This window comes from Shimia sediminis, assembly GCF_003990645.1.
GTDB classification, from domain to species: domain Bacteria; phylum Pseudomonadota; class Alphaproteobacteria; order Rhodobacterales; family Rhodobacteraceae; genus Shimia; species Shimia sediminis.
In genome coordinates, this window is record NZ_RYZK01000012.1 from 72345 (window position 1) to 86087 (window position 13743).

The following is a 13743-nucleotide window of genomic DNA, read 5'->3' on the forward strand; positions in this document are numbered from 1 at the left end:
CTTCAAGCGATCGCCAGACGCACGGGGGCGTCGGTGGTGGTGTCGTGTTCCAGATGGAACCGGCGGATGAGATTGGCGGCGACCAGAATGCGGTAATCCGCAGAGGCACGCCAATCGGTGAGCGGGGTAAAGTCCTGAGACAGAGCTTGTGCTGCGGCCTCAAAGGCCTGCGCCCCCCAGGGCTGGCCAATTAGTGCAGCCTCGGCATTTGCAGCGCGTTTCGGGGTGGCGGCCATGCCACCAAAGGCCAGCCGCGCAGCCGTGATCGTGCCGTCCACCTGCGTCACGCTGAAACCGGCCGCAACCGAAGAAATGTCTTCGTCGCGACGCTTGGAAATCTTATAGGCGGCGTCGATTTGTCCGGCAGTCGCGCGCGGGATGCGGATGCAGGCAACAAAGTCTCCGGCCTCGCGGTCCTGTTTGCCATAGTCGATGAAAAAATCTTCAACGGGAAGCGTTCGTGTGCCACCGGACTTCTGCAACGTGACCTCTGCCCCCAGCGCGATCAGCACCGGAGGGGTATCTCCGATAGGCGAGCCATTGGCGACATTGCCGCCGATGGTGCCCATGTTGCGGACCTGCCAGCCGGCGATTCGATCCCAGTATTCCGACAGATGCGGAAAAGCATCGCGGATGGCCTCTTCGCTTTCGCTATAGGTGACGCCTGCGCCAATGGTCAGCGCGTCGTCGTCAAGCGTGATGGCCTTCAGCTCTTCCAGATGGTTGATGAAGACAACCGGCGAAATCGGGCGCATGAACTTGGTCACCCAAAGGCCAACATCGGTCGCACCTGCAACGATGGTGGCTTTGGGGTGCGAGGCCAGAACCTCGGCGAGATCGGCAACCGAATGCGGTAGGATGGCGCGATCGTCTTCGGGCCCGGTTTCGACACGGCCCTCAGGCTGGAGAGCCGTAAGTCGCGCGGTGATGTCGGCGCGTTCCTGGGTCAGGTGGTCATTCACAGGGCTGCCGTATTCATTCACCGCCAGAGCGGCTTTCACAATCGGCTCATATCCGGTGCAGCGGCAAAGATTGCCCTGAACGGCGGTTTCTACCTGTTGCGCGCTCGGCATCGGGGTCTGCATCCAGAGCGCGTACAGCGACATCACGAAACCGGGTGTGCAGAACCCGCATTGGCTGCCGTGGTAGTCCACCATGGCTTGCTGCACCGGGTGCAACCGACCATTGGGACCCGAGAGATGCTCGATGGTGACGATGTGACAACCGTTCAAGGAGGCCAGAAAACGGATGCAGGCATTGACGGTTTCATAGTGCAGCGCGCCATTGCGCAGGCGTCCCACGAGCACGGTGCAGGCCCCACAGTCACCTTCGGCGCAGCCTTCTTTTGAGCCGGTCAGGCGCTGTTCGATGCGCAGATAGTCCAAAAGCGTCAGCGTCGCCTTGGGGTTGGCAACGGTTGTTTCTTTGCCATTCAGCAGAAACCGGATTTCATCTTGATGTGCCATTTGACCTCCCTGCGCGCCCGGAATCACGAGCATGCGATGAGTGTAACAGTTGTGAATACCATCAAAAATGATTGGCTTTACGAAATACTTTCAACAAAACGTTGAAAAAGCTATTCTCTACCAGCGCACAAATTCATCAGTGAAAGCAGGGGACGCGAGTCATGGCCTTTCTTGAAAGTGTCCGGGTGTTTTGCCGGGTGATCGAACTGGGCAGCATTACGTCAGGCGGGCGCGATCTGCGGCTGACCCCTGCCGTGGCCAGCAAGAGGATCAAAGAGCTGGAAAAGCATCTGGGCGTGCGGCTGTTCAACCGTACAACCCGGTCGCTGACACCGACAGAAGTTGGGCAGCAATTCTACCGTGAAGCCCTGCGCATTCTCGAGGCGGTTGGGGACGCGGAAAACGTTGTGGCCCAGTATTCCGACGCGCCTCGGGGGACGATCCGGGTGACTGCGCCCCTTGCTGCGGGGCGCCGGTTGATCGCGCCTTTGGTGCCGGAGTTTGTGGATCACAATCCAGATATCGAAGTTCGAATGCGCATGTCTGACAGGCCGGTGGATATCCTGGCGGATGGCATCGACGTCGCCTTTTTTGTCGGCAACCCGCGGGATTCCAGCCTCAAACTGCGCAAAATCTCAGACTGCGACCGGGTCTTGTGTGCCGCACCCGAGTATCTGGAAAAACATGGCATACCGCGGGTGCCAAAAGACCTGATGATCGGGCACAACTGCCTGTTGCTGAGATACCCCAGATCGCCAGAGTATTTTTGGACGTTGCGCGGGGCGACAGGTTACCAGAAATACGAGGTCAGCGGGAAATACGACGCTGATGACAGTGATGTTCTGCTGAACTGGGCTCTGGACGGTCGGGGGATCACCAACAAGCCGGTTTTTGAAGTGGCCGAGCACCTGAGAACCGGAAAATTGGTTGAGGTCCTGCCAGACGCGCGCCCGATGCCGTCAATCTTTGGCTGTCTTTATCCGCACAAGAACCTGCAGGACCCCAAAGTGCGGCTGATGCTGGATTTTATCGCGGGGCGTGCCTTGCAATTGATGAAACAACTCTCGGCCTGAGGGTTCCCAGCCATCGGGCCTGATTGGAAAAACGCCCCGGGAATTCCCGAGGCGTTTTGAAATGTGGAATGTTGCCGTGGCGTCTAGAAATCGACTTCGATCGCGATGCCCTGTTCCACGGCCAGATCAACAACCGAGGCCGCGACGGCGAGGTCTTGCAAGCCGACGCCGGTGCCATCGAACAGCGTGATCTGATCGGCCGAGGTACGCCCCGGATGGGTGCCGTTGATCACCGCGCCCAGTTGGAACACGTCTTCCTCGCGGATCAGGCCCTCGCCAATGGCGTGCTGGGCTTCGCCGATGGTTACGGACTGCGCAACCTCGTCGGTGAAGACGGTTGCACGGGTCAAAAGCGCCGCCTCGACCTCTTGTTTGCCTTTGGTGTCGGTGCCCATACAGGCGATATGGGTGCCTGCGGAAATGTGATCTGCCATGACCGACGGAGAGAACGCAGAGGTGATCGAGATCACGACATCCGCCTCGGTCAGGCCGGGCAGGTCGACGGCCTCGAACGGCAGGCCCGCCTCATTGGCGACCTTTTCGATATTGGGCAGCATTTCAGGGTGATAATTCCAGCCGATGACCTTTTCAAAGTCCCGCTGTTCGAGCGCGGCGCGCAGCTGGAAGGTGGCCTGATGGCCTGCGCCAACCATGCCCAGCACTTTTGCGTCATCGCGGGCCAGATGCTTGATCGAAACCGAGGATGCCGCGGCGGTGCGCAGGGCCGTCAACAGATTGCCGCCCACCATGGCCTTGGCTTTGCCCGTGTCGGGGTCAAACAGGAAAACCGTGGACTGGTGGTTGATCAGGTCGCGTTTTTCCAGGTTGTTGGGCCAGTAGCCACCGGCCTTGAGCCCAAGCGTCAGGCCTGCGCGATCAAACCCGCCCTTAAAGCCATAGAGTGCGTCTTCATGGCCGATGGCTTCACGCACCACCGGGAAATTATAGGCGTCGCCTGCTGCCATGGCGGCAAAGACTTTTTCAACGGCATCAAAGGCCGCCTCGCGAGTCATCAACCCGGCGATCTTACTTTCTGGGACGATCAGCATGCTGTTCTCCAATTATTGTATTGCCCACCCGAGAGAGCGACGGGAGTGACGCTCTCTCAGGTGGGTAGTCGGGACACTCAGTAGGCGCGGCCACGGGCCGAGACGGGCCAGACGGTTTCGACCTTGCCGTTGCGCACGCCGACGTACCAGTCGTGCACATTGGCTGTGGGATCGCAGTGACCTGGCACCAGTTTCAGCTTGTCATTGACCTTGAGCGCGCCCTTGGGATCCATAACGACGCCGTGTTCGTCCGAGCATTTGATGTATTCGACATCGTCGCGACCAAAGACCACCGGCAAGCCCGAGTCGACCGACTGCGCCTTGAGACCTGCGTCCACGATGGCTTTGTCGGCCTTGGCGTGGCTCATGACCGAGGTCAGGATGAAGAATGCGTTTTCCCATTCGCCCTGATCGATACGCTTGCCGTCCTTGTCGAGGATACGGCCATAGTCGGCGTCCATAAAGGCATAGGACCCACACTGGAGCTCGTTGTAGACACCCGAATTCGACTCGAAATAGTAGGACCCTGTGCCACCACCCGAGACCAATTCGCATTCGATGCCTTCGGCTTTGAGGCCATCCACGGCGTCCTGAACCATGGCGATGGCCACATCCAGTTTTTCCTTGCGGTCGGCATAGCTGTCCATGTGCTGCATCGCGCCCTGATAGGCCTGAATGCCCGAGAACTTCAGATTGTCTGCCGCCTCAACGGCCTTGGCGATCTCGACCACCGCCGGGGTTGTGGTCACACCGCAACGGCCAGCGCCGCAGTCGATTTCGATAAAGACTTCCAGCTCGGTACCGTGTTTGACAGCCGCAGCCGACAGGTCGGCAACATTGTCCACATCATCGACGCAGACGATGGTGCGGCTTCCGAGCTTGGGCAGGCGGGCCAGACGGTCGATCTTGGCCGGGTCACGCACCTGGTTAGACACCAGAACATCCTTGATGCCGCCGCGGGCAAAGACCTCGGCCTCTGACACCTTCTGGCAGCAAACGCCAACCGCACCGCCCAGGCTTTCCTGCAGTTTGGCCACATCAACCGATTTGTGCATCTTGCCGTGCACACGGTGGCGCATGCCGTGATCGCGGGCGTAGTCGCCCATTTTCTTGATGTTGCGCTCCAGCGCATCAAGATCCAGCACAAGCGCCGGGGTCTGAATGTCGGCTTCGTCCATGCCCGGTTTGGCCGGGATGTCGTAACCCACTTCGAAGTCGTCAAAATAGCTCTGGTCTTTCATGATCTTGGTCCTCAGTCTCAGAAGGTGTGGGGCTCAGGCGGTGAGCCAGGGCAGTTTGTCGAGATCGACGTTGCCACCCGTGACGATGATGCCGACACGCTTGCCTTTGAAGGCGTCGGGGTTTTTAAGAACGGTCGCGAGCGGCACCGCACTGGACGGTTCCATGACGATCCGCAGGTGCTTCCAGATCAGCTTCATCGCATCGATGATCTCTTGCTCCGAGGCGGTGTAGATCTCACTCACGTGGTTGGACACAAAGTGCCAGGTCAGATCCTTGAGCGGCACCAAGAGTCCATCGGCGATGGTCTTGGGGGCGTCATCGGCAATGATGTGGCCTGCCTTGAAGCTGCGATAGGCGTCGTCGGCCTGTTCCGGTTCAGCGGCAATCACTTGCGTTTCCGGTGCCAGCGTCGAGAGCGTCAGGCAGGTGCCCGAGATCATGCCGCCGCCACCGATGGGCGCGACCACCATGTCGAGGCCATCGGTCTGTTCCACAAACTCGCGCGAACAGGTGCCCTGACCGGCGATCACGCGCGGATCGTTGTAGGGATGCACAAAATCACCACCGGTTTGTGCCTGTACCTTGGCAAAGGTCTCTTCGCGCGACGAGGTCGAGGGCTCGCATTCGGTGATCTGGCCACCATAGCGGCGCACCGTGTCCTTTTTGGCCTGCGGTGCCGTGCGGGGCATGACCACATTGCAGGGAATACCCCGCTTCATGGCGGCGTAGCTGAGGCAAGAGGCGTGGTTGCCGGAGGAATGGGTGGCGACACCTTTGGCCGCCTGCGCGTCGTCCAGTCCAAACACCGCATTGCAGGCCCCCCGCACCTTAAAGGCGCCGGGTTCCTGAAAGTTCTCGCATTTGAAGAACAACTGCGCGCCGGTCAGTTCGTTGAGGTAATCCGAGCTCCGCACCGGGGTGCGGCGGATATACGGCGCGATGCGCTCATGCGCGGTCAGCATGTCGTCGTAGGTGGGGATATACATGGTCGTATCCTTCATCATGCGGCGTCCTTGTGGGCGACGGCAGCATGGCCGCGATAATAGTCCTGCGCGGCGGCAACCCCGGAACCCAAGGTGATGTCGAGACCCAGATCAGCCATGCACATTTCAGCGGTGGCAATGCCAGAAAGCGCCATGACGTCGGTCAGGCTGCCAAGGTGGCCAATGCGGAAAACCTTGCCCGCAACCTCGCCAAGACCCACGCCAAATGCGACGCCGTATTTGTCTGCGGCATGGGTCACAATGTCGGTGGCGTTAAACCCTTCTGGCGTGCAAATGGCGCTGACCGTGTCCGAATAAACCGATGGGTTGGCGGCGCAGAGGTTCAGGCCCCAGGCTTGAACAGCAGCGCGCACTCCTTCAGCAATGCGGTGATGACGGGCGAACACGTTTTCGAGCCCTTCGTTCAGCAGCATCGTGCAGGCCTCGTTCAGGCCATTCAGCAGCCCAACGGCAGGTGTATAGGGATAGGCATTGTTGGCGTAGCCTGCGGCCATGTCGTTGATGTCAAAGAAGGTGCGCGGCAGGGTCCCGGTCTTGGCCGCTGCAATAGCCTTGGGGCTGAAACCCACGATGGCGAGGCCCGCGGTCAGCATGAAACCCTTTTGCGAGCCGGTCACGGCGACATCGACGCCCCATTCATCAAAGCGGAAGTCCATCGACGCGATCGACGATACGCCGTCAACAAACAGCAACGCCGGGTGGTTTGCTGCATCCAGCGCGCGGCGCACGGCGGCAATGTCCGACTTAACGCCAGTGGCGGTTTCGTTGTGCGTGGCCAGAACCACCTTGATCTCGTGCTGTTTGTCAGCGGTCAGGATCTCTTCGTACCGATCTGCGGGCAGGCCCTCACCCCAGGGGGTTTCAACAATCTGCACGTCCAGTTCGTGACGCTGGCACATGTCGATCCAGCGATGGCTGAACATGCCATTCCGTGCGGCAAGAACCTTGTCGCCCGCCGACAAACAGTTGGTCAGCGCGGTTTCCCAGCCGCCGGTGCCGGTGGACGGAAAGATGAAAACCTCGGCGCTGTCGCTCTTCAGGATCTTGCGAACCCCCTCGCGGGCGGGATGCAGGATCTGGCCAAACAGGGGCGAGCGGTGGTCAATGGTCGGCATGTCGCAGGCTTTACGCAGGCTTTCCGGGATATTGGTCGGGCCGGGGATGAAGACGGGGTTTTGAAAGCTCATGGAACAACTCCTTGCGTGGTTGTTCTTGACCTTACGCGGTTATGCATGGCTCGAAAATTTTTTTGAATTTATTTTTCATAGGTTGAAAAATTGGAAAAATTGTTTCTTGTCAGTACGTTGAATTTTTCATATTGTGAATTCGTCTTTCACAAACGAAGATAGGCTTCTTATGGATTTCCAAGAAACTGGCGAATCTCGGGCGAAAAAGGCCCGGGGGAGGCCGCGGGACTGGCACGACAAGACCGCGCAGAATACGATTAAATCCCTGGATCGGGCCATGGAGGTTTTTGAATACCTGAGCGAAGCCCAGGGGAAACCTTTGACGCAGTTGGCTGACGAAATGGGCCAGTCTCCGGCAACGGTGTACCGCATTCTCGTCACGCTTGAGGGGCGGGGTCTTGTCGAGTTCGATCCTCAAGAACAGGTCTGGCATATCGGCCCGCAGGCCTTTGTGATTGGTGCGCGGTTCCTGCGGCGGACCAGCCTAGTTGACCGCGCGCGCCCGATCATGCGCAGGCTGATGGAGGCAACGGGAGAGACCGCGAACCTCGGGATTGAAAAGGAGGGCGCTGTGCTGTTCCTCAGCCAGGTCGAGACCTACGCCAGCATCCGCGCCTTCTTTCCACCCGGAACCTTGTCACAGATGCACGCCTCGGGCATTGGCAAGGCCCTGATGGCCCATATGGACGCTGACAGGCTGGACCGGTTGTTGGCGGCCAGCCGCCCTGAGACCTACACCGACCAGACGATCACCGATCCGGACGCTTTACGGCGTGATCTGGAACTGGTGCGCCGGCGCGGCTACTCGGTCGACAACGAAGAGAGGAACCTGGGCATGCGATGCATCGCGGCGCCGGTCTTTGATATGAACCGAGAGGCGATTGCGGGAATTTCCGTGTCCGGACCAACCAGCAGGGTGGGCCCGACAGAGATCGAACGTCTGAGCCAGCCGGTCGCCCGGGCCGCCCATGAGTTAACGGTTGCCATCGGCGGAATGGTTACGCAACCGCAAACCTAGGTCGCCTGCTGGGGTGACGACAGGGCCGCAAATCACAAAGACATGTGGCGGTTGACGTCCTTGTAAAGCAGATAACGGAACCTGCCCGGGCCGCCTGCATAGCAGGCCTGCGGGCAGAACGCGCGCAGCCACATGTAGTCACCGGCTTCGACCTCGACCCAGTCGGTGTTCAGCCGATAGACAGCCTTACCCTCGAGCACGTAAAGACCGTGCTCCATCACGTGGGTTTCCAGAAACGGAATGACCGCGCCGGGCTCAAAGGTCACGATGGTCACATGCATATCGTGACGCAGGTCTGACGGATCGACAAATCGTGTCGTGGCCCATTTGCCATCGGTGCCCGGCATCTCCGTTGGCGTCACGTCTTTTTCATTCAGGATCAGAACCTCTGGGACATCCAGCCCGTCAACCGCCTCATAGGCCTTGCGAATCCAGTGGAACCGCAGGGTTTCAGTGCTCATGTTATGCAGCGTCCAGTCGGATGAGGGCGGCAGATACGCATATCCGCCGGGCGTCATCTCGTGCGTCTGACCGCCCACCCGCAGGGTCGCCGTGCCTTCGACGACAAACAGAACACCTTCGGCCCCGGGGTCGGTTTCGGGGCGGTCCGATCCCCCGCCCGGCTGCACTTCCATGATGTACTGGGAAAAGGTTTCCGCAAAACCCGACAACGGGCGCGACAGCACCCAGAGGCGCGTCTGATCCCAGAAAGGCAGGAAGCTGGTCACGATATCGCGCATGGTGCCCTTGGGGATCACAGCATAGGCATCCGTGAAAACGGCTCGGTCTGTGAGCAGTTGCTCTTGGCCCGGGTGCCCCCCGGTTGGCGCGTAGTACTTGGTGCTCATAAAAGATCCTGCAAACAGAGATAAGATGTGCAAAATATGCGGGGTGCCGCGCCACTGTTCCAGTCACAAAGATACGACAACTCCTTTCCGGAAATTTTGACAATATGTCCGGTCTGTATGAATTTTTGTGAAAAAGGCCGGGCTGATCTTCGACGGGTCAGTCCGCGACGCACACCACCAGAATACTGGCGCCGATGTCCTTGTCAGACGCATAAAGATGCCCGATAGCGCTGTCGAAATAGATACTGTCACCCTTCTGCAAGACAACCGGCATGCGGTTTTCCGCGAATACGGTAACAGCGCCCTCCAGAACCATCAGAAACTCCTGACCCGGGTGGCGGACAAACTCTTCAAAGTCGACGAACTCATGCGCTTTGAGTGTGCCAAGCATCGGACTCATGGATTTGTTCCAGACATCGGGAAACAGCATGTCGTAGACGTAATTCTGGGTTTCCTGACGGCGAAACTCGCCCTTTCGCGCAATCGCGAAACTGCCCGGCTCGAACCGTTTTCCTCCTGCGTGAAAGAACGCGGCCAGGTCAACACCCAGCCCGTTGGCCAACAGCTCCAGGCGGTCGTACGTCAATGCGATGATCCCGCGCTCAGCCTTGGAAATGGTCGAAACGGCAAGCCCTGACTTCTCGGCAACCTCGACCAACGTCCAGCCCTTGTCCTTGCGCAATTGTCGCAACCGTCGCCCAAACTGGAGCCGGGAATTCTCGGAGGGATTCGAAGCGGTCATCATTCTGAAATACCCGCAAACGGCTGAAAGGCCAAGAAATTTTCTTATCGGAAAATAAAACTTTCCAATTGGAAAATTGGTGATACTGTTTTTGGACACGCCGTATTTTCTTGTCTGCCTGGAGCGGTTGATGCCAAACGATCCTGAAACAGTCGACCAAATCGTCATCGGTGGCGGCATCGCTGGTGCCTCGGTGGCGGCCGAGCTGGCCAGAACCGGTACGGTGGTGCTGTTAGAGGCCGAAACGCAAGCCGGGTATCACACGACGGGCCGGTCCGCGGCCCAATTCACCAAGGCCTACGGCCCACCGGTGATCCGTGGTTTGACACGGGCGTCCGAACGGTTCTTTCGGGCCACTGACGGCACTGAGGCCCCAGAGGGCCTGTTGCGTCCCCGGGGCGTTTTGTTCGTTGCCAGGTCGGACCAACACGCAGCGCTCCAGAAATTGTCAGACCTCTTAGGGGATAGCGTTGTCCCAACAACGGCCCAAGAGGCGTGCCACATGTCGCCCTTGCTCAGGTCCGACTACGTGTCGCGGGCCGTGTTCGACAAAGAAGCGGCAGACATTGACGTCGACGCGCTGCATCAACACTACCTCAAGACAATTCGCGCATTGGGGAGTGACATCAGGCTCAAGTCACCCGTGGCCAGCCTGCAGTATTCGGATGGCCTGTGGCGTGCAGACACACCCACTGGTCCGGTTCAGGCGCCGGTCGTGGTGAATGCTGCCGGGGCCTGGGCAGACGACGTGGCCGAGATGGCAGGCGTCGCGCCCGTCGGGCTTATGCCGAAACGGCGAACGGCCATCTTGGTCGAAGCGCCAGAAACCGCGCATATCGACGATTGGCCCATGGTCGTGGACGTCGACGAAGAGTTCTACCTAAAACCCGATGCTGGCCTTTTGTTGATCTCGCCTGCGGATGCAACCCAGTCACCCCCTTGTGACGTTCAACCAGACGAAATGGACGTCGCCATCTGCGTCGACCGTATCGAGACGGCCTTTGATCTCAGCATCCGCAGGATTTCGCATAAATGGGCGGGTCTGCGCAGCTTTGTTCCGGGCGGCGCGCCATACGCCTGTTTTGATCCCGACGCCCGAGGCTTTTTCTGGCTGGTCGGACAGGGGGGCTATGGCATTCAATCTGCGCCCGCGTTGGCCCGGTTTGCCGCTGCGTTGATCACGGAAACGCCGATCCCCTCGGATATTCTGAACGAAGGTGTCACGGCGGCTGACCTGATGCTACGGCGCAATGAGGTGGCGGCATGATTTATCTGGTGCCCGTGGTTGCGCTGGTCTTCTTGCTGTCCGGATTGGCGATCGCCTATGTCATCGGCGGGGCTGCGGTTCTTGCGTTCTTTGCCACGGACAACGCCCGATATCTGGCGATCCTGCCGCAACAGGTGTTCTCCAAGGTGGATGTGTTTGCCCTCATGGCAATGCCCTTGTTCATTCTGGCGGGCGAGTTGATGAATCGGGGCGGCATCACCGGGGCGCTGATCAACCTGTCGATGGCGTTCGTCGGGCGACTGCGCGGCGGGCTGGGTCATGTGAACGTCATGACCTCGGTGTTTTTTGCAGGCATTTCCGGCTCCGCAGTGGCTGATGCGGCAGCCCTTTCTAACACCCTCGTGCCCGAGATGGAAAAGCGCGGCTACAGCCTGACCTACGCCAGCGCGATCACGGCGGCCTCGTCCATCATCGGACCGATTGTGCCGCCGTCAATCATCCTGATTTTCTATGGCGCCCTGATGGGAACATCGGTGACGTCGCTGTTCCTGGCGGGCATTGTTCCGGGGCTGGTTCTGGCGGCAGCACTGATTGTGGTGAACGCGATTACTGCCTGGCGCTATCAGCACCCCCGGGTTGAAAAAGCCGATATGCCGCCGTTCTTTCCGACCTTGCTGACATCTCTGCCTGCCGTGTCGCTGCCGATGATCATTCTGGGTGGCATCGTCTTTGGTCTTGCCACACCCACCGAAGCAGCGGCGGTCGCGGTTTTTGCCGCCCTCGCGGCGGGGTGGTTCTATGAGGGGCTGACAGTCACCTCGATCCTGGAAGCGCTTCGGCGCACCGCAACCCTGTCAGGCTCCATCTTTATTATCATCTGTGCGGTGTCCGCGCTGGGTCACCTCGGCGCGCTCGAGCGCATCCCCGAGGCGATTTCCAACACCGTGGCCGAGCTTGGGCTTGGTCCAATGGAATACATGCTGGTCATGAACGTGATCTTTCTGATCGCAGGCATGGTGCTGGATATCCCCGTGGCGCTGGCGCTTCTGGTGCCCCTGCTGGCACCGGTGGCCCTGGCCCAGGGTGTTGATCCCGTGCACCTGGGCATCGTGCTGTGTTTCAATCTGTGCATAGGCCTCGTGTCGCCGCCGATGGGGGGGTGCCTCATGGTCGTGTCCGCGGTGACCGGTGTGAACTACTGGAAGCTCGCACGGGCCGTCATTCCGTTTGTTCTGGTGCAGATTGGTGTCCTGATCCTGTTGGTCAGGGTGCCTGCGCTGTGCCTTGCACTACCACGCGCCTTTGGTCTGGCAGGAGGCTGACCCAAAGGCAGATCCAAGCATTCAACGAGGAGGAAATCATGAAGTATTCGAAAATTCTGGGCGGGCTTGCCGTTGCCGCCGCTATGTCATTTGCAGGTGCGGCCTCGGCCCAGGTCAAAATCGCATTGGACAGCCCGCAGGATCTGGAGGGGTCCGGCAGCTATGTCTGGGCACACACATTCAGCACCTATCTCAACGACCACGGTATGGCCGCAGAAGAGTTTCAGCGTGGCGCGCTGGGGGGCGATGACGAACTGTTTGACCAGGTCAGCCAGGGGTTGCTCGAAGTCTCGATGTCGCCGCTGGGTATCGTCGGCTCGCTCGACAAACTGATCTACGGTATGCGCCTGCCCTATTTCTTTGAAGATCAGGCCCAGGTGGACCGCGCCCTGAACCAAGGGGGCATGCTGGACAAGATCAACGCGGCCACCACCCCCAGCGGCGTGCGCGTGATCGCGGTGAACAACGTCGGACAGGCCTCGGGCATCTTCAACACCAAGAAGCCCGTGAATTCGGTCGCCGACATGGCCGGCCTGCGCATGCGTGCCCTCGATGAAAGCCAGATCGACCTTTACGAGGCATGGGGCGCTGCGGGCACCATCGTAAGCTGGGCCGAGGTGCCGAACGCGCTGCAAACCGGGGTGGCGGATGGCTACCTGAACCCGGCCTTTGTGCCGCTGTTGTTCGGTCACACGGAGTTCATCAAACACTATACCGATGCAGGCATTTCGCCGTCGCTGCGGATCACCATCGTCTCGGAAGACTGGTATCAGGGTTTAAGCGATGAAGAGCGCACCACCGTAGATGCCGCGGCCGAGGCTGCGACAGCGGCAAACCGGAACTGGCTGGGCACCCAGGATGCCGTTCTGGAAAAGCTTGAGGCCGCCGGAGTTGCTGTCGTGCGCATGTCGCAAGAGGCTCGTGAAGAGTTTCGTGCAGCCTCGGGGCCAGCCTATGAAAGCGGATTGCTGAGCGCCGAACAGATCGCGGCCTGGGAAGCAGCCAAAGGAAACTAAACCCATGCGCAAGCTGGCCCAGATCGTTGATCGGTTCTCTGCTGGTCTGAACAGCATCGCCCTTTGGGGGGCGGTGCTGGCGGTGTTGGTAATGACCTTTTCCGCCAGCTGGCAGGTGTTGGCGCGCTACGTGCTCGACGCCCCCCCGGTCTGGACCGAGGAACTGGCACGGCGCGCCATGGTTTGGGCCGGAATGCTGGGCGCCTCCTGCGCCTTTCGGGCCAGTGCGGACCCGTCTCTCTTTCCGGATATGCGCGAGATTGGCGGCAAGACCGGCATGGCGCTGACGATCTTTCGGGGCATCGGCGTGCTGGCCTTTGCCACGCCGATCATCTGGTACTCGGTCTTTGGGGCCAAGATGAACATGGCGCGGGGATTTCTGGCGCGGTCTGCTGGCAGGCAGGCAGAGATGCTGGACGTGGCCATGATATGGTTCACCGCCGCGGTTCCACTGGCGTTTTCCATCATCCTGATCCATGCGCTTGCGGATTTTCTAATGCGCGCCACGGGACAGTATGTCTCTCCCAAAACCACGGCTGAATGAGGTG

The 13743-nt window shown here is 59.6% G+C and carries 13 protein-coding genes; 6 read left to right on the forward strand and 7 right to left on the reverse strand.

What is annotated here, in order from left to right:
* Positions 1-2 precede the first annotated feature (2 nt).
* Positions 3-1466, reverse strand: a complete 1464-nt coding sequence (gene xdhA / locus EK369_RS18945) for a xanthine dehydrogenase small subunit (RefSeq protein WP_127115843.1) — start codon at positions 1464-1466, stop codon at positions 3-5.
* Between the two features lie 161 nt (positions 1467-1627).
* Here xdhA and EK369_RS18950 point away from each other — a divergent pair, with 161 nt between their 5' ends.
* On the forward strand, positions 1628-2539 hold the full coding sequence (locus EK369_RS18950; RefSeq protein ID WP_127115844.1) for a LysR family transcriptional regulator: 912 nt from the start codon (positions 1628-1630) through the stop codon (positions 2537-2539).
* Positions 2540-2622: 83 nt separating this feature from the next.
* Here EK369_RS18950 and bhcD read toward each other — a convergent pair whose 3' ends face one another.
* The 4 genes from bhcD to bhcA form a co-directional block, all read right to left on the reverse strand.
* Positions 2623-3588, reverse strand: a complete 966-nt coding sequence (bhcD, locus tag EK369_RS18955) for an iminosuccinate reductase BhcD (protein WP_127115845.1) — start codon at positions 3586-3588, stop codon at positions 2623-2625.
* A gap of 77 nt (positions 3589-3665) precedes the next feature.
* A complete protein-coding gene (gene bhcC / locus EK369_RS18960) occupies positions 3666-4829 on the reverse strand; it encodes a 3-hydroxy-D-aspartate aldolase BhcC (RefSeq protein ID WP_127115846.1) in 1164 nt (387 codons plus the stop codon).
* A gap of 33 nt (positions 4830-4862) precedes the next feature.
* Positions 4863-5831, reverse strand: a complete 969-nt coding sequence (gene bhcB, locus EK369_RS18965; RefSeq protein ID WP_127115847.1) for a beta-hydroxyaspartate dehydratase BhcB — start codon at positions 5829-5831, stop codon at positions 4863-4865.
* A complete protein-coding gene (bhcA, locus tag EK369_RS18970; RefSeq protein ID WP_127115848.1) occupies positions 5831-7021 on the reverse strand; it encodes an L-aspartate--glyoxylate aminotransferase BhcA in 1191 nt (396 codons plus the stop codon). Before bhcA ends, bhcB begins: the two co-directional genes overlap by 1 nt.
* Before the next feature lie 169 nt (positions 7022-7190).
* Between bhcA and bhcR the strand changes: the two genes are divergently transcribed.
* Positions 7191-8039: an HTH-type transcriptional regulator BhcR gene (bhcR, locus tag EK369_RS18975; RefSeq protein ID WP_127115849.1), complete on the forward strand. Its 849-nt coding sequence runs from the start codon at positions 7191-7193 to the stop codon at positions 8037-8039.
* A gap of 32 nt (positions 8040-8071) precedes the next feature.
* Here the strand turns inward: bhcR and EK369_RS18980 are convergent, their stop codons facing one another.
* Both EK369_RS18980 and EK369_RS18985 read right to left on the reverse strand, forming a co-directional pair.
* Positions 8072-8887: a bifunctional allantoicase/(S)-ureidoglycine aminohydrolase gene (locus tag EK369_RS18980; protein WP_127115850.1), complete on the reverse strand. Its 816-nt coding sequence runs from the start codon at positions 8885-8887 to the stop codon at positions 8072-8074.
* 157 nt (positions 8888-9044) lie between these two features.
* Positions 9045-9629, reverse strand: a complete 585-nt coding sequence (locus EK369_RS18985) for a helix-turn-helix domain-containing protein (protein WP_235871482.1) — start codon at positions 9627-9629, stop codon at positions 9045-9047.
* Between the two features lie 130 nt (positions 9630-9759).
* On the opposite strand from EK369_RS18985, the gene EK369_RS18990 reads away from it, so the two are divergent.
* From EK369_RS18990 to EK369_RS19005, 4 genes are read left to right on the forward strand one after another with little or no spacing between them, the layout of a single operon-like run.
* Positions 9760-10896: an NAD(P)/FAD-dependent oxidoreductase gene (locus tag EK369_RS18990; RefSeq protein ID WP_127115852.1), complete on the forward strand. Its 1137-nt coding sequence runs from the start codon at positions 9760-9762 to the stop codon at positions 10894-10896.
* On the forward strand, positions 10893-12179 hold the full coding sequence (locus tag EK369_RS18995; RefSeq protein ID WP_127115853.1) for a TRAP transporter large permease: 1287 nt from the start codon (positions 10893-10895) through the stop codon (positions 12177-12179). Before EK369_RS18990 ends, EK369_RS18995 begins: the two co-directional genes overlap by 4 nt.
* 38 nt (positions 12180-12217) lie before the next feature.
* Positions 12218-13195 (forward strand): TRAP transporter substrate-binding protein, encoded by a 978-nt coding sequence (locus EK369_RS19000; RefSeq protein ID WP_127115854.1) that lies wholly within the window; start codon positions 12218-12220, stop codon positions 13193-13195.
* 4 nt (positions 13196-13199) lie between these two features.
* Positions 13200-13739, forward strand: coding sequence for a TRAP transporter small permease (locus EK369_RS19005; protein ID WP_127115855.1), 540 nt, complete (start codon positions 13200-13202; stop codon positions 13737-13739).
* Positions 13740-13743: the final 4 nt, after the last annotated feature.